At 42.3% G+C, this 22,494-nt stretch carries 11 protein-coding genes; 3 read left to right on the top strand and 8 right to left on the bottom strand.

What is annotated here, in order from left to right; translation table 11 throughout:
- Window positions 1-212: 212 nt before the first annotated feature.
- A complete protein-coding gene (locus ACXAC4_RS22715) occupies window positions 213-6,017 on the top strand; it encodes a DNA repair ATPase (RefSeq protein WP_475165804.1) in 5,805 nt (1,934 codons plus the stop codon).
- A gap of 236 nt (window positions 6,018-6,253) precedes the next feature.
- On the opposite strand, the gene ACXAC4_RS22710 is transcribed toward ACXAC4_RS22715, so the two are convergent.
- The 3 genes from ACXAC4_RS22710 to ACXAC4_RS22700 form a co-directional block, all read right to left on the bottom strand.
- The gene (locus tag ACXAC4_RS22710) at window positions 6,254-7,501 is read right to left on the bottom strand and encodes a glutamate-5-semialdehyde dehydrogenase (RefSeq protein ID WP_475165802.1); all 1,248 of its coding nucleotides are present in this window, start codon (window positions 7,499-7,501) and stop codon (window positions 6,254-6,256) included.
- A 179-nt stretch (window positions 7,502-7,680) separates the two neighbouring features.
- Window positions 7,681-9,180 carry a tryptophan halogenase family protein gene (locus ACXAC4_RS22705; RefSeq protein WP_475165797.1) on the bottom strand — a complete coding sequence of 500 codons (1,500 nt, stop codon included), beginning with the start codon at window positions 9,178-9,180 and terminating at the stop codon, window positions 7,681-7,683.
- 74 nt (window positions 9,181-9,254) lie between these two features.
- Window positions 9,255-12,047, bottom strand: coding sequence for a TonB-dependent receptor (locus ACXAC4_RS22700; RefSeq protein WP_475165795.1), 2,793 nt, complete (start codon window positions 12,045-12,047; stop codon window positions 9,255-9,257).
- Window positions 12,048-12,335: 288 nt separating this feature from the next.
- Between ACXAC4_RS22700 and pulA the strand changes: the two genes are divergently transcribed.
- Together pulA and zapE are read left to right on the top strand one after the other, a co-directional pair.
- Window positions 12,336-15,134, top strand: coding sequence for a pullulanase-type alpha-1,6-glucosidase (pulA, locus tag ACXAC4_RS22695; protein ID WP_475165793.1), 2,799 nt, complete (start codon window positions 12,336-12,338; stop codon window positions 15,132-15,134).
- 210 nt (window positions 15,135-15,344) lie between these two features.
- Window positions 15,345-16,424: a cell division protein ZapE gene (gene zapE / locus ACXAC4_RS22690; protein ID WP_475165791.1), complete on the top strand. Its 1,080-nt coding sequence runs from the start codon at window positions 15,345-15,347 to the stop codon at window positions 16,422-16,424.
- 113 nt (window positions 16,425-16,537) lie between these two features.
- Here zapE and ACXAC4_RS22685 read toward each other — a convergent pair whose 3' ends face one another.
- From ACXAC4_RS22685 to ACXAC4_RS22665, 5 genes are all read right to left on the bottom strand, one after another.
- Window positions 16,538-18,844, bottom strand: coding sequence for a collagenase (locus tag ACXAC4_RS22685; RefSeq protein ID WP_475165788.1), 2,307 nt, complete (start codon window positions 18,842-18,844; stop codon window positions 16,538-16,540).
- A gap of 189 nt (window positions 18,845-19,033) precedes the next feature.
- Window positions 19,034-19,801 (bottom strand): substrate-binding periplasmic protein, encoded by a 768-nt coding sequence (locus tag ACXAC4_RS22680; RefSeq protein WP_475165786.1) that lies wholly within the window; start codon window positions 19,799-19,801, stop codon window positions 19,034-19,036.
- A gap of 99 nt (window positions 19,802-19,900) precedes the next feature.
- Window positions 19,901-20,644, bottom strand: coding sequence for a DUF3307 domain-containing protein (locus tag ACXAC4_RS22675; protein ID WP_475165784.1), 744 nt, complete (start codon window positions 20,642-20,644; stop codon window positions 19,901-19,903).
- Window position 20,645: 1 nt separating this feature from the next.
- Complete coding sequence (locus tag ACXAC4_RS22670; protein ID WP_475165781.1) at window positions 20,646-21,305, bottom strand: hypothetical protein; 660 nt, start codon at window positions 21,303-21,305, stop codon at window positions 20,646-20,648.
- A gap of 87 nt (window positions 21,306-21,392) precedes the next feature.
- Window positions 21,393-22,493, bottom strand: coding sequence for a hypothetical protein (locus ACXAC4_RS22665; protein ID WP_475165778.1), 1,101 nt, complete (start codon window positions 22,491-22,493; stop codon window positions 21,393-21,395).
- Window position 22,494 lies beyond the last annotated feature (1 nt).

The following is a 22,494-nucleotide window of genomic DNA, read 5'->3' as shown; positions in this document are numbered from 1 at the left end:
AGCTTAGTAGCGAGTTGTTTACCCTGAACAAAATACTTTTTGTGCAAACGATGTAGGTTGGCTAAACACCAACCTACAGAAGAATAGGGTTTTAATTGTAGGTCGTCGTTTACGGCGACACATACTCAGCTACGACAACACTTCACTTGTTACACGTACTTTGCTCTTTTTGTGAGGGCAACTTCTTTAAAGATTATTAGGACAAAGAGATTATGGCAGATCCAGCAAATGAAGCTGCGCTCGAACAGGGCTCCTATGACTTAATTAAACGTAGATTGAGTAACTCAGGTACACAATTACGTTCTCTCGCCAATGATTTAAACCAACAACGCGTTGATACCTTTGGTAGTACTGAGCTGAAAGTAAAAGGCCGTGCGCGTGTACGTACAGAGCACAACTGTATTCCAAGAGACATCGTCTTAATTGGCGATAAACTGATTTTTGCTTACAACGTATTCTTGGGACTAAAGAAAAACATTCATGTGAGTGATGTCTTCACGGTTCAAAAACTGGTTGAGCAGGACGATCACTATGAAGTAGAGCCTTATCCAAGCGAAACTAAGTTCCTGACAAATCCACGATTTTTAAGAGACTTTGAAGAGCTTTATACTTACTACAAAGAAACCCGTTTACAGCATTTATTCCAACAAGCGGGCAAAGTGTTTGCTTGCTTCCAAATTGGTGAAAAACTCACTGATGTTCGTGTATTTCGTTGGGAAATCGCAGCTGATAACACCCTTGAGTATATCGACAATCGCGGTGAGCGAGACTTACAAGATAAGCAAGATTATGACTTTGAATGGGTAAAAACCGACCGTGCCGATCATGTTGAAGGGCGCTTTGGTCATATTAACGTACTCGATAAAATCTTTGTCGAATCCACAGGTGGCGACTTAACCATTAAAGTCGAAAATAACACCGATAGTGGTGAGGGGATCTATTCAGAGCCTGTTGAAGATAAAAACCAATCGTTGGCCGACTGTGAGCTTGAATACGCTCAAGTGGGTGAATTGATCTTACTTAAAGTGCAGCCTTACCGTGAAAAAGATTGGCGTTTCTTTATCTTCAATTGCCGCACTGAGGCGGTTATTCGTCAAGATGCCATTGGCGATGCCTGTATTCAATTACCAGATGACCACGGTATTATTTTTCCGGGTGGATATTACCTTCAGTCGGGTCAAACGCGCTACTTTGATGATCAAATTGAGAAACTAGAGTTTCATCGTCAGGTTAAATCACCCAACGGTGAAGATGTATTGTATGTGTTTTACGAGCCAAACGAAGGTCGTTACGCACTCTTTGCCTATAATCTAATAGAAAAGAATCTACAAAACCCAATCTACTGTCATGGTTATGGCGTGTATGATGATGGTTTAACGCTGACTTTCAAAGCGGACAAAGAAGAAGCTGAGCGTGTTCATCCCATTCAAATTTGGCAAAGCCCATTTTGCTCTGTCGAATTTGCCGCAAATGCGCCAGCACCAACCAGCATACTAGGCAAAATAGGTAACCCAGACTTAGTTCGTGGTATTTCAGACTTATACTCAGTTTGCAAAGCCATCAGTGAACAAAACCCAAATATCAACCATTATGAAGCCTTAATTGCACAAGCACGGAGTGTGCTTGATAGATATCATTGGTTAGCAGATTTCGAGGCGCTCACTGCGCTGATACATGAGATTTTTGAAACCTCAGAGCAAGTGCTTGATGAATTTGAAAAAGTAAAACAAATTCAAGAAACAGCGTTAAAGTCTCTCGCTGATATAAAGCAAACGGTGGTCGACACCCTGCGCGATATTCGCCCCGATAGCTTTAAGTTAACCAGCGAATTTGTAGCTGGGTTAGATGCTTTAAAGCTATTAAAAGGCAAAATCATCAGCCTTGAAGAGGTGAAGTACATTGACCTTGCAGGTTTAAAAGCTGAGCTTAAAACCGTTGATGAAAAAACCGCACAGCTCAGTCAAGCAACGGCGCAGTTTTTACAACAAGACAAGGCGCTTGCACCTTATCATAATAAGCTTGATGAGCTCACTGCTGCCTCTGAAAAAAGCGAGGCGGTGACTGAGTTAAATGGCTTTTTAGCTCAGCTAGATACGCTAAGCGAGGAACTCGACTTACTTAACCACACTATGCTCGATTTAGACATCGAAGACAGTCGAGTGCGCACGCAAATTCTTGAAGATGTCAGCGGTGTGTATGGTCTGGTTAACCGGGCTAAGGCAAGCATTGAAATTCGCCGCAAGAGCTTAGGCTCTGTTGAAGCTAAGGCGGAGTTTTCGGCACGCTTTAAACTCTTTAGCCAGAGTATTACCAGCAGCTTAAACAATGCCAAAACCCCAGAGCAGTGTGACGAACAACTGTCGCGGTTATTAATTCAGTTAGAAGAGCTGGAGTCTCACTTTAGCGAGTACGACGAATACTTAGCCGAGATCATGGCTAAGCGCGACGATGTATACGAAAGCTTTGAAGCGCATAAGCAACAGTTGATGGAAGAGCGCCAGCGTAGAGCTTTAAATATTGCTAATGCCGCTGAACGTATTTTACAAGGCGTGACTCGACGCTCGCAAAGCTTTACTGAGCTTGAACAGATCAACAGTTACTTTGCGTCAGATCCGATGATCAGCAAACTACGCGGGTTAACCCAAGAGCTGCAAGAGATTGGCGATGAAATTAAAGCGGATGATATTTTATCTAAGCTGAAGTCATGTAAAGATCAGGGCATTCGTGCCCTACGTGATAAACAAGACATTTATGTGCAAGGTGGCAACCTTGTAAACATAGGCAAGCACGGTTTTAGCGTTAATAAGCAAGCACTTGATTTAACGCTTTTGCCTCGTGACGATACCTTAATGCTGCACCTTACTGGTACTGAGTATTTTGAGTCAATTCCAGATCAAGCAACTCGTTCGCAGCTTGAAACGGGCAAAGCCTATTGGGAGCAAAACCTTGTTTCTGAAAATGCCGAAGTTTATCGTGGTGAATACTTGGCCGCTCAGGTTTTGGCATGCGCCAATAAAGGTGAGCAAGGCTTGAGCTTTGATGTATTGAATGAGGCGGTTCAAAAAGATGAATTGCTGACTTTGGTACAAAAATTTGCCGAGCCAAGGTACCAAGAAGGATACGAAAAGGGCATTCATGATCATGATGCGTGCGCGATTTTAACGAATCTATTAGTGCAAAAGCGGGCTTTAGATTTACTGATTTATCCGGTTGGTTCACGGATTATTGCTCAGCTTTATGCAGTGCAACTGTCAAAACAAGCGTTTACAGCATTGCAGCAGTCAGCTAAGCAAGCGCATTTAATGCAGACCATGTTTAATGATGCCGCCTTCTATAATGCTCAAATTCAGCAATTAGCTGCCGACATTAAAGCGTATTCTGAACAAATTTCGGATATTTGTACGGTATTTAATGACTTTTCGCTGCAGTTAAGTGCGCAATATCTATTAGATGAATTAGCTAAAAGGCATACTGAAGCAAAGTTTATTGTGTCAGGTAAAGTTAAAAACTTAGCTGAGCAGTTTCAAAGCAGTGCGAAAAGCAAAGGCTTTTGGGGCGAGTTACAAAATGCTCTAAAAGCTGCAAGCAATGTGAGTGACAAAGCTAAATTATTATTCAGTTGGTTAGTGGCTTATTCGCAAAACAGCCAAGCGCAAAATAATGAACAAAACAGCACATTTAACATCAACATCGCCCTTGAAGCGGCGACTGTGGTGTTGCTGAGCAATGACAAACTGGCAGGGTTTTATGCCCACGATGCCAATGTATCTGAGCAAGTAACCGGTTTAATGGGGCAGCATCGTACGATTCAAGATCAAACTTTACAACTTGATTATGCGGCATTTTTTGCCCGTACTAATGCCTACATTGAGCAGCATGTGACTGGCTTCTCTGCATTCCAATCTCTTAAGAGTGATATTTTAGCGACTCAAAAAGAGCGTTTACAGCTTGATGAATTTAAGCCAAAACCACTGAGTTCATTTGTTCGAAATCAGCTGATTAATAAGGTCTACTTTCCGATCATCGGTGATAACCTTGCCAAGCAAATTGGTGCCTCAGGTGGTAATAAGCGTACCGACTTAATGGGTATGCTGCTGCTCATTTCTCCACCGGGTTATGGTAAAACTACATTAATCGAATATGTCGCAAACCGTTTAGGCCTAACTTTTGTCAAAGTGAACTGTCCGTCGATAGGACATGATCAAGTATCGCTCGACCCATCGCAGGCCATTAATGCCACCGCAGCCAAAGAAATAGAAAAGATAAACCAAAGTTTTGAAATGGGTAACAATGTCATGCTGTATCTCGATGATATTCAGCATACTAACCCTGAGTTCTTACAAAAGTTTATTTCATTGTGTGATGGCTCTCGTCGTATTGATGGTGTATGGAATGGTCGCAGTAAAACCTATGATCTGCGCGGTAAGAAATTTGCGGTTGTGATGGCCGGTAACCCTTATACCGAGTCAGGTGAAAGCTTTAAGATCCCAGACATGTTGGCAAACCGTGCCGATATCTACAACTTAGGTGACACACTCAGTGGGTGTGAGCAAGAATTTGCCATGAGTTTTGTAGAAAACGCATTGACCTCGAATGCCGTGTTAGCCCCATTGGCGAACCGCAATATGGAAGACTTATACAAGTTGGTACGTATTGCCGAAGGTGAAGATATCTCGTTAAACGAGCTAGAGTACGGTTACTCACAAGCTCAAGCCAACGAAATTGTCTCGGTGTTACAAAAATTTCTGACCATTCGCGACACCGTATTAAAAGTGAATGCTCAGTACATTGCCTCAGCCGCACAAGATAATGACTACCGCGTAGAGCCACCGTTTAAACTGCAAGGCAGTTATCGAAACATGAATAAGATGGCCGAAAAAGTCGTTGCAGCCATGAACGATGATGAACTCGAAAACCTTATTCGCGATCATTACCGTGGCGAAGCACAAACCCTCAGTAAAGGCAGTGAAGAAAACTTGCTTAAACTGGGCACCATCCGCGGTACGTTAACGGCTGAAGAGCAATCCCGTTGGGCGCAAATTTGTGGTGACTATGAACGACTCAATAGAGCGAATGATGCAGGCAGCCCGGCGCTCTTAGCTGTCGAAGAGCTAGCCAGATTAAATAACTCTATGACAGCGATTGCGGGTAACTTGAACAAAGATACTTTAAGCTTTGATTATTCAGAGGCGTTAGCGCAGTTAATTGGCGCACAGCAAAACCAACAGAGTGCTGAGGCAATTAATGAGGGTCTGAACGGTATTAATCAGACCTTGCAAAACCAAGTTGCACAAAGTCAGCAAAGTGGTGAGCTTATGGCCAACAAGCTGGTGGACATTGCACGGGCGTTTAATGTGATTGCTAATAAGCTGAATAAAACCCAGCTGAGTCATAACTATACTGACGTTTTCCAAGCGCTGCTTGCCAATACCGAAGGCAAACCCAAGGCGTCGGACTTACAAGCATTGCAAGATGCCTTAGTGAACAGTCAGGCTCAGTCTTCATCGCAGCTCAATAAAGCTTTAGCACAAGGGGTTACCTCGCTTACTCAGGGCATACAAGACCTTAAAGCGCACAATGCGGCGAGTGCTTCTGCGGAGTTTGATATTGAATTGAACACGCAATTTGATGCACTCAAGCATAGGCTGTCTCAAGCTGAAGCAGCTTTACAGGCAAACAGTAAACAGCTTAACCAACAGGCAGAGCAACAAGCCGAGCAAAGTGAGCAACAACACAGTGCGGTGTTGAGCCAGCTGGTTGAAAGGTTAGAGGGGCTGCATACTCAGTTTGATACTGCCCGGTCGCAACAACAAAGTAGCGAAGGTCAATCATTAACGGCACTCACTGAGTTGCTACAAGTGACACTGCCAAGCTTTGTTCAGCACCTTAATAAACATCAAGCGCTGGACCCAGCAATATCAGGCAAGCTTGATGGCATTCTTGCCAAGCTCACTCAGCTTGAACACTTACCCAGCAAAGAAGAGGGCAGTAGTTCAAACAACCCGTATATGCTGTAATACAAGATTCAGGGGCCATGTGCCCCTGATTTCTTATTTGTAGTTAGGTTTAAGAGCTAATTTTTAAAATTCGCAACGTGCAAAAAATAATAATTGGTTATGCCATTTTAGTTGTAATAGTTATTTCATCTCTGATAAGTGCAATGCTACTGAAATTTCTTAAAAAGAGCGGGGAGAACCTGCGCCTACAGATTTAGAAACTTTGATAATTCCGTTATAGAGAAGGTGTTATCAAATTAATCTCTCACTTGGCCTGTACCATTCACTAAATACTTTTCAGTGGTTAATGACTCTAAACCCATCGGGCCGTAGGCGTGTAGCTTAGTAGTTGCGATACCAATTTCGGCGCCTAGACCTAACTGACCGCCGTCGCTGAAGCGCGATGACGCATTGACCATGACTACAGATGCATCAACACTGCGTTGGAATAGTGTGGCTGTTTCTTGGTTTGTGGTACAGATCACTTCAGTGTGATGGCTCCCAAATTGGTCGATATGATCAATTGCACCTGCAAAATCGTCGACTACACGAATGGCAATCTCTAGCGCTAAATACTCTTCACCAAATTCGTCATCGTTTAGTACAGTGACGTCGTCAAAGTATTCTGCAGCGCGTTTACAAGCATTCACTTTTACGTTGGCAGCACGTAAAATAGGCGCTACTTGGTTTAAGAATTTATCAGCGATGTCTTTATGAACCACTAACCCTTCTAGGGCATTACATACGCCAGTACGCTGAGTTTTACCGTTTAAAAGCAGCGCCTCTGCGATGTGCAAATCGGCGTCTTTATCAACGTATAAATGACACACGCCTTTAAAATGCTGAATGACAGGCACAGTACTGTTTTCGGTCACAAAGTTGATAAGCCCTTCACCGCCGCGTGGAATGATCAGGTCGATGTACTCTTTTTGTTGCATCAACTCCATCATTAAACCGCGATCAGGGTCGGGTACGACGGTAATAAGTGCTTCAGGCAGATTAAACTCAGCTAGAGTTTTGTGCATGACCTTGGCAATGGCCATTGAGCTGGCCAGTGCTTCTTTACCACCGCGTAAGATCACGCCATTACCTGATTTAAAGCACAGTGCGCCCGCATCGGCTGTAACATTTGGGCGTGCTTCATAAATCATACAGACCACGCCTAAAGGAATGCGCATTTTATTGATTTCGATGCCATTTGGCCGGGTGCCCATGCTGCGTGTTTGGCCCACAGGGTCTTCTAACGACACGATGGTTTCTATGCCTTGTGCCATATCTTCGATGCGTGCGGGAGTCAGGGTTAGGCGATCAATCATTGCGGGGCTTAATTCATTTTGTTTGGCATGGGTTAGGTCGGTTTGGTTTGCCACAAGGATCTGATCGGTTTCGGCACGCAGTGCATGTGCCATAGCGTGTAATACTTGGTTTTTTTGCTCTGTTGTGAGAAGTGCTAGTACTTTGGCTGCCTTAGCTGCCTGTTGTGATAATGATTGAATTAAACCCATGTTATTTTCTCCTAAATAATTGACCAAACCGATTACATACTAACGTTATATCGGTTCGAATTTAAACCACTAATGGCTTGGCAATGAAGAAAATTCACATACTTTGTTAGCATGTGTTTTTAGTGGGTACAAACAGCCTGAAAGTTTAATCATCAGGCTGCATAATAAAGCGTGTGGGATTATTTGAATTGCATTAAAAAGTCTTGGTGAGTTGGCATGTTTTCGACGGTTTTATCGACCAGCGTTCGCAAACTTTCCATCATGTCTTTGATTTGTTCGTCACTTAACCCATCAACAAGTGGGTGAGTATCGGTTGGCGTAATACCTTGCCCGAGCATTACTTGTTGCCAAGCGATTTCGGTAAATAAATCGTTTGGTTCGCAGTGTACCTTGCCTGTTTGTTTAAATAGCTCAATTTTAGTATTCAGTGTGTCAGGAATGTCCATTTGCTGACATTGTCGCCAAAATGCACTATCGCTACGATTATTTAATTTGTAGTGCAAAATAATAAAATCTCGAATGCCTTCAACTTCGGCTTTGCACAAGCGGTTAAACTCATCGACTAAGGTTTGGCTAATGCCATTGTGCGGAAAGAACTTGAGTAAACGCGTTGCCACACTTTGCACAAGATGAATATTGGTTGATTCTAATGGCTCTAAAAAGCCACTTGATAGACCAATGCTGATGACGTTTTTATTCCAGACTTTTCTGCGACGACCGGTTCTAAATTTTATAATTCTTGGGTCACTTATTGGTTTGCCCGGCAGGTTACCAAGCAGCGTTTGTTTGGCCTCTTCGTCGCTCATGTGTTTTGAACTGTACACTAAGCCATTACCTGTCCTGTGTTGCAGCGGAATTTGCCACTGCCAGCCAACATGATGAGCGATAGAGCGCGTATAAGGCACTACTGTCTCTGCATTCTCACTCGGGACTGCCATAGCGCGGTCACAAGGTAACCAATGTGACCAATCATCATAGCCTGTACTAAGTGTCTTTTCGATGAGTAGAGCATGCATGCCGGTACAGTCGATAAATAAGTCGCCGCTAAGCAGTGTATCGTTATCTAATAACAGGCTTTCGATATGACCCGTTTCGTTATTTTGATTTACTTGTTTTACCGTGCCGATGACATGATTAACACCGTGCTGCTTACCGTGTTCGGTTAAAAACTTGGCATATAACCCAGCATCAAAATGATAGGCGTAAGCAATGCCCGGCAGGTTAGTGTTTGGGAGGTGTTTGAGCTTTTGGAACTTGTTATGTTTAGCGGCTTGGTAATTAAGTGAGAAATCCCAATAAGTGAGATTATCGACTTGGTCATTTTTATTTTGCTCTCTAAGCCAAAAGTGATGAAAGTCACAAAACGGGAAGTTTTTGCCTATGCTACCAAAGGCATGCATATAATTATGTTTAGGTTTTAGCCAATTCTCGAACTGAATCCCAAGCTTAATCGTGGCTTTAGACGCTTGCATGAAGTCGTGCTCATTCACACCAATGGCTTGATTAAATTGCATAATCGGTGGGATAGTAGCTTCGCCAACCCCAACAGTTGCGATGTCATCTGACTCAAGTAGAGTCACATTAATGCTTTTACCTAGCACCCTTGCGAGTAAGTTTGCAGTCATCCAGCCTGCAGTGCCGCCACCAACAATAACGACATCGTTAATTTTGTTTTGCATATTCTACTCCCAAAAAAGCCCTTGGATTTTCATCGCAAGGGCTATCATAACTAACTTAGCTTTATCACGCTCGTTTAGAACTTATATGCGAAGCCTAACGAGTAGTTACGGCCGTAATCTTGGTAATCACGTACCTGTAACGCATTGTCACCGCTTAGCGTAGTGAATGGTTCTTCAGTTAGGTTGTAACCTTGTAGGAATACAGATAGGCCTTCAAGATCTTTGAAGCCACCTTCACCAAAGTCATAACCAATTTGTGCATCCCAAATTGTCTCGCCCATGATGTCTACTTGTGTCGCTGTGAAACCGATACCGTTTACGTCACCTTTGAAGTCATCACGCTTACGCATGCTAGCACGAGCAGAGAAACCGTGGTTTTCGTAGTAGAAAGTGAATGTTGAAATACTTTCTGAAAGACCCGGGATTTTGTATTCTGCGCCTTCAGGGTTCTTAAGGTCAGACTCCACACCTGTGTAGCTTGCAATAATACCGAAGCCGTCTAGTGCTTCAGAGAAAACGTTTAGCGGTAATGTACCAGACAGCTCATAACCCCAAAGCGTACCTTCACCACCATTCACTTTACCACTACCTGTACCATTTGGATTTGCAGGAATAGCGCCAGTTGCCGGATCTGCAACACCAGTCATATCAACCGCATATTGACCGTCGAAGTGCCAGTTGGTGATGTCTTTATGGAATAATGCAACTGCAAAGTAACCTTCACTGCTGAAATAGTTTTCATAAGTTAGGTCTAAACCGAACGCTTCTTTTGGTTCAAGTTCAGGGTTACCACCGCCGATTGACCAGTTGTTACCATTAGAATCAGGTTGCTGATTGTATGTTGCACTGAATGACGCATTCATTTCATCAAGGCGTGCTCGAGAAATGGTTTTCGCTGCACCAAAACGTACTGATTGGTCGTCGTCTAGTTTTAACGTTAAGTTAAGGCTAGGTAATAAGTGGTTATAGTCATGACTGATATCAGTAGGTGAAGTAACTACCTTACCATCCACGGTGTTAAATGCATTACCTTTTGATGACTGCTCAGAGCGAACGTAACGCAGACCCATGTTACCACTTAATGGCATGTCAGCGAATTCTGTGTCGATGTCAGCTTTTACAAATAGTGATGTTACTTTTTCACGTACAGTCCAAGACTTAGTTGCGTGAGATGAATTAGTTAAGCTTTCTTGCAGACCATAGTAATAACCGTCACGAACAAGGCCGTTCACGTCATAAGCAATCATTTCGCCCATGCCAATGAAATCTAGGTTAGCTGTACCCAGACGATATTGCTCAGGTACTACCATCATGCCAGTGTTACTTGGGTACTTGAAGCTTGAAAGCGTTAAGAAGTAACCTTCTGATAACTTCGCTTTTTCGCGGTCACGGTATGAAATACCCGCAGAAACTGATGAGATAAAGTCATTCTCGATTGCTTGTGTAGCTGCAAATTTCAGAGATTTAAGTTCGTCTTCAACTTCAGGAGTATTAATGAAACCATCTTGTAGTTGGTTTTCAAAATCAGTACCTGTTACGTTGAACGCATCATTTAATGCGCCACTCCAACCCCAGCTTAAAGGGCCACCTAATTGAATTAGGTCGTAGTCTGCATAGTTAAGGTTGTGATTGAATTTTGCGCCCGTGTTACCACCGTCAAGTGTATAGCTTAGTGTGTCAGCTTCACCACGGTCATTGCCTCGACCTGTACCTGCGTAGCTTTCAATACCAACGATTTTCTTTTCTACTTTTGAGTAGCTTACGTCAAAGTCTAAAGTTAGGTCAGTATTAACATCCCACTTTGTATTGAAACCTAACGATTTCATCTCAGCATCACGCTCGTTGTAATCATTACGCACTACAACACGTTGACCCATGGTTGTGCCAGAAGTAATAAAGCCTGACGCATCATCTACTGAATTTGCGCTTACAGTACCTTGGCCCCATGCAAATGGAATTTCAATACCACGCAGGCGCTGCTTGTCTAAGAAATCTACATATAGTGCATCGAAGGTCATACGTACGTCATCACGCGGTGCCGCTTCTAGTACGAACATCATAGAGTCACGTTCAAGCTCAGAAGAGCGAACGTATGGCTTAGCACCACCTAAGATAGAGTACTTTTTACCATCTTGTTCAAACTCAGGGTAACCCCATGCATTCCAACGTTTTTCTTGGTTTGGAGAGCTCATGGTGTTAAGTGCAAATGCCACACCGATTGTGTCATCAGCGAATTTGTCTAGGTAGAAGAATGTTGCCTTGTGGCCTTGGTCTTCACCGTCTGGGTTTAGCTTTTCAAAGCTGGTTTTTTCGATAACGCCATTAACTTGAATAATACGACCATCTTGGTCTAATGGCTTGATTGTTTGTAGGTTAACTGTACCTGCAATACCTTCACCTTCGATACTTGCATCTGGTGTTTTATAAACGGTTACGCCGCTCATGATTTCAGAAGGGTAAAGGTCGAATTCAGCGCCACGGTTGTCGCTGATAGAAACTTGTTCACGGCCATTTAATGTTGTGCCGCTTTCATTTTCACCGAAACCACGGATAGAGATCTTACTTGCACGGCCATCTAAGCGCTGTGTAGCAAGACCAGGCAGGCGAGATAAAGATTCTGCGATTGAAGAGTCTGGTAGTTTACCGATGTCTTCAGCTGAAATGGTTTCAACTACGCTGGTAGAAAAACGTTTAGCGTTGATAGATTCAACTAGCGAGCGGCGGAAGCCTTTTACTTCGATAACTTCAACGTCTTTTTGTGCTTTTTGCTCTGCATCTTGTGCAGCTGCAAACATTGGTGCACTCATTGCAGCAAAGCCACTTGCTAAAAGTGCCAAGGTCACTTTACTTGGTTTTAGTTTTTGCATTTGTTTTATCCCCGTTGCCATAGGTGTTCGGTTATACCGTTAACATGCCAAATTTTATAGTAACTTATGTAATCGTTCGGTCATGCCAACATGTTATGGGTTGTCGGAGCTTAATATATAGCCGTGTTGTGTTGATGAATAGTTAATGCATACGTATTCATAGTTACCAGTTTAGACTAGGTGCGTTGAATACGTATGCAAAAGCTATTCATTTGGTTGTGTCAAATATAGGGCTTTCAGTAACGTATGACCTAGTTGAAAATACTTCTATAATAATGGGACTCGCCAATGCGTAAAGTAACAAAGTCTTTAGGTTTAATTCCGAAAATGACAATAATCCCGCTAGTGGCATCTTTAAGTGCTTGCCAACTGGTAAACACACAGCAAGCTTTTGAACAACAAGCCGAACAACTCGCACCACAAGCGACTTATGCAGCGCACTGGTTAACCTCAGAATTACTATTACTGGCGCCTTCAGTTGCACAATCTAACTTACAGCTAAAAAGCGCCTTACTTGAAGGACAAATGTCACAACAAGCAGCACTCGCTAAGGTTGAATTACCGGCTTGGGTTGCGGCTAGCTATCCACATTTAGCTGATTTTAAAGCGTATAAAGTTGCGCTTACCAATCAAAAAGCTAAAAGCTGGGCGAAAGGGCAGATCAGTGTGGTTGATAGTAAAGGCGCACTTGTGAGCTTTGTACAGCAAGGTGAGCTATTAGATTCGCTTTATACTTTAACTGCGAATGATGCCAATGAAGTGTCTGATCTAGGTGCCACCGTACTGGCAGATTCTGTGCAATTTAAACTGTGGGCACCTACAGCACAAAAGGTATCTTTACTAGCGTTTGGTAATAGTCTTCATAATCCGGCTAATAAAATACCGATGCAGGAAGATAAAAACACCGGCGTTTGGCAGGTTAATGCTAATACTGTCGCTGCACTTGATTATTACCAGTATGAAATCACCGTTTATCATCCAGAAACGAAAAAAGTCGAAACAATTGTTACCACAGATCCTTATGCATTGAGCTTGTCGACAAACAGTACTCATGCACAAGTTGTTGACTTGGATGACAAAGCCACGCAACCAACGGGGTGGGCAAGTCATTCGGTGCCAAGCATCAATAAGCCTGAAGACAATGTATTATACGAAACCCATATTCGCGATTTTAGTGCCAGTGACAAAGCGCTGAGCAACCGTGCTTGGCGCGGTAAATATTTGGCGTTTACCGATATGAACTCAGATGGCATGAAGCATTTAACTGCGCTAAGGGATGCGGGGTTAAACAACATTCACCTTCTGCCTACTTATGATTTAGGCAGTATCAACGAAGATGCAGCAACGGTTATCGATCATACTTCAAGTATACAGTTTGTGTGTAAGCAGCTACCTAAGTTAGAAGAGTGTCAAAGCACCTGGGAAAAAGGCACACGCGTCGTCGATGTATTAAAAAATTATCCAACAGACTCAGCGAAGGCGCAAAAGCTTGTCAGTGCGCTACGTCAATTTGATAACTATAACTGGGGATATGATCCATTCCATTACACCGTGCCAGAAGGCAGTTATGCGACAGACTCGATGGGCGTAACGCGTATTGTTGAATTTAGAGAAATGGTACAACATTTTCATTCAATGGGTTTTCGTGTGATCATGGACGTGGTGTACAACCATACTCATCAGTTTGGCTTAGCTAAAAACTCTGTGCTCGACAAAATTGTGCCGGGATACTACCACCGTTTAAATCCAACAACTGGTATTGTAGAACAATCAACGTGTTACACCTGCGGTAATACTGCAACTGAGCGTACCATGATGGCAAAGCTGATGAATGATTCATTAGTGACTTGGGCGCGTGATTATAAGATTGATGGCTTTAGATTCGACTTAATGGGTCACCAGCCAAAAGCTGAGATGCTACAAGCGCGAGAGTTAGTACGTGAAGTTGATCCAGATACTTACTTTTACGGTGAAGGTTGGAACTTCGGTGAAGTAGCCAATAATTCACAGTTCGTTCAAGCTAGCCAATTAGAGCTGGGTGGCACTGAGATTGGTACTTTTAGCGATCGTCTTCGCGATGCAGTACGTGGTCCGGGTAACAACACTCGTGACACGCAAGGTGTCGGCAATGGTTTGTTAACGCTACCTAACGAGTTACAAACTGATGAACAAACTAAGCAACGCTACTTTGTGGCGATGGATCAAGTGCGCATCGGTATGGCGGGTAATCTTGCTGAATATGACCTAGCTAATAAATACAATGGCTTAGATAAACGGCTAGGTAAAGAGGTGCCTTATGGCGACCAGCCTACGGGCTATGCGTTTGACCCGGCAGACACCATTAACTATGTGTCTAAGCATGATAACCAAACTCTATGGGATAACAGCCAATACCGCCTAGCGTTTGATTTAACCACAGCCGAACGTGTGCGTTTACATGCACAAAGCATGAGCTATGTGATGTATGGGCAAGGTATTCCGTTTATTCATATGGGATCTGAGTTATTACGTTCAAAGTCATTTTTACGAGATAGCTATGATTATGGTGATTGGTTTAATGCGACGGACTTTGCGGGGCAAAGCAATAACTATGATGTAGGTCTTCCTCCTGCCGATAAAGACAAAGATAACTGGCCTTTAATCAAAACGGTACTTGCAGGTCACCAAGATCGTGATGATGTGAATTCAGCAGATATTAAACTGGCAAAAGGCATGTTTATCGATATGCTGAAAATCAGAAATAGTTCTGAGTTATTCCGTCTCGCAACCGCAGATCAAGTTCAGCAAAAAGTCCAATTTTTAAATACGCAAAAATCAGTGAATGATAAAAATCATCAATCAGGTCTAATTGTTATGCAGTTAGATGATACTCAGGGTGAGGCTGTAGATAACAAATTTTCGCGTATTTTGGTGATCTTCAACGCTAATAATGAACAAAATTCATTCAAAGTTGTCGAAAGTCAAGATTACCAGTTACATCCAGTGCTAAAACAGGGTCATGACCCTGTGGTCAAAGAGACAAAAATTACAGCAGAGGGAATTGATGTACCGGCACTGAGCACAGTGGTCTTAGTCAAGTATAAGTAAAACGACCTATACTTTACTGGACTTTTAGTGATTTCATCTATACTGGTTAAATTACTGAGAGTAAAGGTATTCAATTCCCCTTGAATACGAATCTAAAAGCGCCGGCTGCCCCCGGCGCTTTTTTCTTTTTAATAAGTCAAAGTAGTCTTATCTTCTTAGCAAAACCTGTAAAATAATCGACAGATAATCTTTACTCTGTTTCGCTCTGATATGACAACTCTCTCTGACAGTTACTTTTCGCAAATTCAATCTCAAAAGCTGACCCAAGATCCTGCCCAAATTATCGCATTGAATGCCTTAGATACGTTGGCGAATGCACTTGAGCAGGGCAAGCCATGTCAAAGTTTGTATTTGTATGGCCCAGTTGGGCGAGGCAAAACCATGCTGATGGATTTTTTCTTTGCACATTTATCGGGGGTAACAAAACAAAGACTTCATTTTCATCACTTTATGGCGCAAGTGCATCAAGCACTTAACGCACTTCAAGGTACGCTTAACCCTTTACAGCACGTTGCAAAAGACTGGGCAAGTAAAGCCAAGGTACTGTGCTTTGATGAGTTTTTTGTCACTGACATTGGTGATGCCATGATCATGGCAAGACTATTTGAAGCCTTATTTAAAGAAGGTGTGATACTGGTAACGACCTCAAACGCACACCCGTCTCAGCTTTATCATAATGGCTTAGCAAGAGAACGTTTTTTGCCGACTATAGATCTATTACTTTCGAAGTGTGAAGTCATTAATGTTGCAGGAGAGGTTGATCATCGTTTTGCTTATGGTGCGAATTACACCCATTACTTTGTGCAGGATCAGGCAGGTTTTTTAACTCAATTTGAACGCGCTCATGGTGTGTTAGAAACGAAACAAATCGAGGTATGCCGCAGAGAAGTCGAAGTATTAGGTAAAAGTGAACACGGTTACTTGTTTGATTTTATGGCCTTGTGCTCAACCCCAAGAGCAACTGCAGATTATATCGAGCTGGCACAAAATCACCGGGTAATATTTATTAACAAAGTGCCACAGATGGGTGCAGAACCTGACGAAAAGCAAGTAACTCAAGGTATAGAAGACGGTTACCAACGCGCACATTCAAGCATTCAAAATGCCCGTTTTGATGACGAAGCGCGACGTTTTATTGCGCTGGTTGACGAGTGCTACGAACAGCATTGTTTATTGGTAATCGATGCACAGTGTGATTTAAACGAATTATATGTGGGTGAACAATTGGCCTTTGCGTTTGAGCGAACTAAAAGTCGTTTAGTAGAGATGCAGAGCTGGCCGTTTGATTAAACATTATCAGGGTATGCAACACTTGAGTTGTCAGAAAAGAACATCCTTGCTTCTTTTGATTTGTGTGAGCCACCTTGCAGGTGACTCAAAGTAGGTCTGTGTTTAAAAAGGCGTTATTCTTTAAATAAGCTTTCATCAATCACATAAATGTTACTGCTGTCATTGAGGTCGAGCACGCCGTAACATTGGCCATCACTGCCCATCAGTGCCATACGGTCGCCTACAACCCAATTACTATTTGCGTAACTGTCGCCAAATTCGAGCGTGCCATAGTTACCATAATATAAAGACCCATCACTGTTGTTAACCCATGCCAGTGTCACAGGTGTGTCAGACTGATTATGTACTGCAAACTCAGGGGCATAGTTACTTTGTCTAGAATATGTGGTGAGTAATTCGCAGCTACCAATTTCAGCGGTTGCGACAGGAATAGGGGCTTCGCTCACTGCATCTTTTACAAACTCAGCATCCACTTCGAAGTTATTATCAGTATCGTTGACGATGGCAACCCCTAAACAGTTACCCGCAACATCGCCTAGCATCATACGATCGCCGATCACCCAATTATCCGCGCTGAATGTCTCACCTGCTGCTAATGTTTGGAATGCAGAGCTTGGCTGAGTACCCGAGTAGTTGTTGATCCAATAAAGTTGAATATCTTTGTCAGAGCTATTATTGACGGTGAAACCTTCAATCTGCTGGCGGCTTCGGCCATAGGTTTCAACTAAATTACAGCTGCCCAATGTGCCTTTTTCTGGCCAGTGAGGTAAGTATGGTTCGACAGGTGTGATCAGTGGCATAGGTGCTGGTAAATCTACAGTACAGTCTGTGCCCTTACATGCCGTTAAATATAGGTCTAAAATATCTGCGCCAGCGAAATCAGAGCCTACTGTGACAAAGTAAGTGCCTATTTCTGGTGTTTCAAGCGTACAGGTTTCTTCATTGGATGACTCTGTGGTTGAGCTGCAAAGCACAGCCTGATTTATAGCAGGGTGTGCAGGTGAGTCTTTGCTCACCCAAAGGTCTACGTTGGTCGAGCCACCAGATGTTTTGAAGGTTAACGCGGGTGTTTCTTCTGATAGAGTGACACTATATACCCAGCCACCACGCCCGTTAATTGGCATCGCTTCACCTAAGGTTAAAGGGTGTGCGCTTGCTTTAAAGTTATCAACCAAGGTCGTTGTGCGCCATGTTTTAAAGCTTTCTTCGTAGGCTGTTGAAAACTCTGCTAACTGTGTACTCACCGTGTCCCATTCGCCAGCACGCATATTCGCAATGAGTGTTTTAACTTCACCTGGGTGCTGCTCAATCATATAAGCGACGGCTAAAGTGCCCCAATCATAAAAAGAGCTGTAGTTAATGGTAGGGGTTGTGATATCGCTGAGCGAATAACTTGTTTCTTGATTAGCATCGAGTAACATTTGATATGGGCGCTGATAATAGGTCCCTACATATTCAGCTAACCCTTCGGTCCACCATCCTAAGTCGCCGTTATAACCACCTTCTTTGTTATATCGGCCATCAAGCGCGTGTACATACTCATGAGCGAGTGACCGCACAACTGAACGGCCGCCGCTCCACTCTAGGGCGTTAAAAGTAAGGATGGTTGAGTCGTGATACCATTCAGTAGGCGCAGTTTCAAAATAAATACCGCTACTGTTATCTGAGTCCCATAAGTGTTCAACCCAGCTCATATGATTCGATAGACTCGCAAAGATATTTATATTGGTGATCTCATTTAAGTCATTCGGTACAGGTACGCCAGTATCCGCTGAGAGCTTGTCATTAAGTACTGTTTCGAAACGAGCTTTGGTTTCTATCAAGGTGTCACAAATACGCTTTCTTGCTTCGTCATTCATTGTTTCTTGAATGCGAACCTGAACCATATCAGCACATAATTCGCTGCTAGCAAATAATGATGTAGTAGCAAAGAGTGTTGCATCATTTACTGCCGAGTCTTCATAAGCGTCAATGAGAATGTTGTATCGACCCGGTTGAGGGTTATCGATTATGCAAGTTTCTTGGCTATTAGGGCTATTAAAAGACACACAGTCAAACACGGGGGCGTCACCAGCTTCAGGGAGGCCTTCGTATTTAATGTAAACATCTGGATCACCCAGATCTAAGCCAGTTTCGCCACGACCTAAACTTATTAATAAGCTTGGGGTAGCTTCTTCTAGGTCGATGTAAAAGCCAACGGGTTCTGATGTAGTCAGGCCTTTTTTAACCATATCTAAGGTTAAACTAGGCTCATCTGCGTATGGAAAGCTGCTTTCACTTGAGTTTTCACTGTCTGACCCTGAGTTACCAGAATCAGATTGTTCTTCGACTTTAGGTACCTCAGGTTGATCATTACCACTGCCGTTACACCCTGTTAATGCTAAAGCGATACACAAGCTTAGTAATCTTTTCTTATTCATTTTTTGCTCTCTTTTTTTGTTGTTTTTTAGTACTTGATGTTAAAGAGGGATAATTTTTTAACATGAACAACATATATTGTATACAATTATTGCGTTTATATTATAAAGCAATGATCTGAAAGCAAAGGGTTTCAGTGTTTTTAGATAGTCAATTTGGGATTAAATTAAGAGGTAGAACGCTGATTTTTATCAGAGAGATAACCATACCTCTTGATAATCTTGCATTACTGGTGTGATCTTGTTTTGTTGTTTTAATTCACGAAGGCGTAAGTTGAACTGTTTTACTACTTGCGGGCATTCTTTTGAAAAGTGCAGAGTAAAGGCATTGTGTACATCATAGTTATTTAGCTTTAATACAACATCAAATTGATTTTCTAACGCGTTGCTTTTTAAATAATTTTGGGCAGATAATAAACCTGTGAGCACATAATCAACTCGTTTCATCTTTAACATTTGAAAGTTCTGAGCAATACCATGGATCTGCTGAATATTGTGTTGTTGTTTTAGAAAAGTATCTATCTGTTCACCATGCCTATCCCCTGCATTTATGCTGCCGTGACTATTCGATAGTTGCCACAAACCATTGAGTTGCGCTATTTCTCCTTTTCGAGTAAACACAGCAACTGGGTTAGCCGCAAAGCTCTCTTCTGTAAATTCTAAATATGCCCTTCTTTCAGGCGTTTTTTTCAGAGCGGGTATAAAGTCTATTTTGTTATCTTTGGCGCTTTTTAGAACTCTTTTCCAAGGTCCCATGTAAACAACATGTGTTTTTACATCTAACTCTGCAAATATACGTTCACTTACTTCAATTGATGCTCCGGTCAGGGTATTTCCATTTCGCCAATGAAAAGGAGGGTAGTTAGGGTGTGCTGATATAGTTATTTGCTGGCAGTCTGGTGTGGCATATATGTTTATTGCGATTAGAAAAAAACAAAAAGTGACGATTTTTACGAGCATTGTTTATCCTTACTGTAACTGGTTTAATCATAGTCCATTTAATAATGTGCTGTTCGGCTTTTTGTTTTTTCTTATCAATTTTTGAGCAAGGCTATCATACTATAAGAAAGTTGAAATTAATCCAGCCACACTCAATGTAACTAAAATGCTTACAAGCGTGCCTAACATCACATATTCAGTGAGCTTTCTGTCTTTACTTGCGGTTAAATCGCCAAAACGAAATACTGATTTAGCCGCTAAAATAAAGCCAACAGCTGCCCAGCTATCGATAAGAATACAAGTTAGTAAAAGCACTCGCTCAAGTTGCCCGATTAAATTACCCGCTTGCGGTAAGCTTTCTTCTTCGTTCCCCATGTATGCCCAGCGCTCAAGTAGCATTCTGATCATCACAGAGGCTGGTGTCAGTACCAATAAATAGCCAATTCCAATGATGAGGTTACTAGGTGTGCTAATGAATGAGAGTAACTGCTCACTTATATAGAGTGACTCAGATAAATTAAGGGTTATGAGTAAAATGACGAATAAATGCGCCAGTTGGTCGAGCAAAAACGGTATCACTCCCTTACTCGAATATGATTTACCAATATCAATAAAATAGTGGCTGATAGTTATAAGCGTCGCATAACCAAAAGCTGCACCACTGACCCCAAAGTCATAGTAGTGTTGCCATACCACCAGTGCGATAAAGGCAAGTACACCATGCACTAAACTGTGCCAAACGACTTTAGTTGATTTAAAGTGCCGATTATTTCTGTCATGCACCCAACTCATGGGTTGCAGATAAAAGTCGGCGATAACATGACCAAGGACCAGCCATAATAAAAGTGTTTGCCATTCAGCCATATTACGTCTCCTTGCTGAAAATATAAGACTTGCTCAATGTGATAAATGCATCAATTAAGGTGTAGTTAGCTAAATTAAGTAATTTAGTCACATTTGCCCTACTGGTACTGAGTTGTGTTGCAAGCTGCGCATGCTCAGGTTTATCTTGTTGTAGATATAAAAGCAGTACTTGGGCTTGTTTGTGGCTTAATTTACCCAGTAATAGATCAATAAATCGAATATTCAGTAAAAAGCTTTCGTCACAGGCATTGTTATAGACCAAGCGTTGATGCTTGATATTATCAAGGCCATGACCGGCTTTTACCAATGCTTCACCCGTTGCTGTGGCAAGTCCACCTAATGATAATTTAATTGGGCCGTGGGCAAGGCTCACTTTTACATCTAAACCTCGCTGTATAAAGAATAGTCTTATTGCAATGGCCTGTTTGAATATGGCTCGTGCTTTTGGCAGGGCGATTTGGAAGCTATCGCCACGGAAAATATGAAACTCTGCGCCAAATTCAGCTCTTAAAGCGGTTAGGTAATATTTTAATTGAACAAGCAATTGCTCATAATCACTTTGACGGAGTGACTGTGAGTTCACAATGTCAGCGGTGATCACGCCCATATAGTTTTCTTGTGAAATCGGCATAATAAGTAACCAAAATGAGTAACTTGACATAATGTAACTTAATTTGGTTACCTATTCAAATGTAACCACTATTGGTTACATTTCTGGTGGTTTTCTATTTGCAGATATCACTAGGTTTTAAATTTGATTGTTTGCTTCAAGAACCCAGACATTCACGATGGGGTTTTCTTTCTGATAGCTGATTTTGATATCGAGGAGTTGCCCTGAGACCAGCTCATTGACTGTCATTTTACTTTTCGAGAGAAAATAAAATCCATCGTTAAATGACAAGGTACTGTTATTTTCAATGGCGATCCCTTTGATTTTAGCTAACTCTATTAAGGCGTCTTTAATAGCTAACTCTATGGCTGTACTGAGTAATAAATCTGACGAGATAGCTCCACCATGACCAAAGCTGCCTCGGATCAAACTGCGGTCTTGGTAAATAGCTTGAGATTGCCAATTCTCTTCTAGTTCAATTGAATTAATGGGCAATACAAAATTACCGATCAGCGTGCCATGATACTCACAGAGCTCATTTAAAATCATACCATGATGCTGGTCCACCTTTGCTTTCACATCACTTTGCTGATTAAAACTGACAGTGTGGCGATTCGAGTGAGAGTCCGAAGATTGGCTAATAAATTCAGTTGCACGTACTTGGCTATTACTCAGTAGATTAGCGATTAAGTTGGCATTTTGTTGCGCCATTGAAAGCTGCTGATGGGGTGAGCTGGTATAAAAACTTACGCCAGTAATGGTGTTTGCTTGCTCATCACATAGCCATGTTGGATTACATTGATTAAATTGGCACGTGGATAAACTTGTGAGGGTCTGTTGTTGGCTCAAGGCAAAAGCATCTTGCTCTAATGTTGCGTAACTATAAATAACCCCTTGATAGAAAAACTCAGGCATAAACCGCACTGTGTTTCCTGAAGGTAAAAGGAGCTTAGCGGTATTTGCAAGTTGCTTAGCGTCTATCTCTGTTATAGCGAATTGATGATGGCTTTGTAATTTGACTAAGGCCGCTTTTCTGCTGCCAGAGATATTAATTCTACCTAGGCTGTCATACTTTGCTGCTGCACCAATAAATCCGATGATTTGATTATGAACCGGTTTGATAAACCAGTGAGGCGCACGATTAGTTTGTTGTTTTTTTAGCCCTAAAGTGCTGTTACACCCTGAGGTAGATGCAAGTGTGATAAGTAAAAAAGTAAAAGAAAAGAGGCTCAACTTCATT

The sequence above is a fragment of the Pseudoalteromonas sp. AWM4_233 genome (assembly GCF_056158285.1).
Note: the sequence above shows the minus strand (reverse complement) of the source record. Positions and strands in the feature narration are given on the sequence as shown.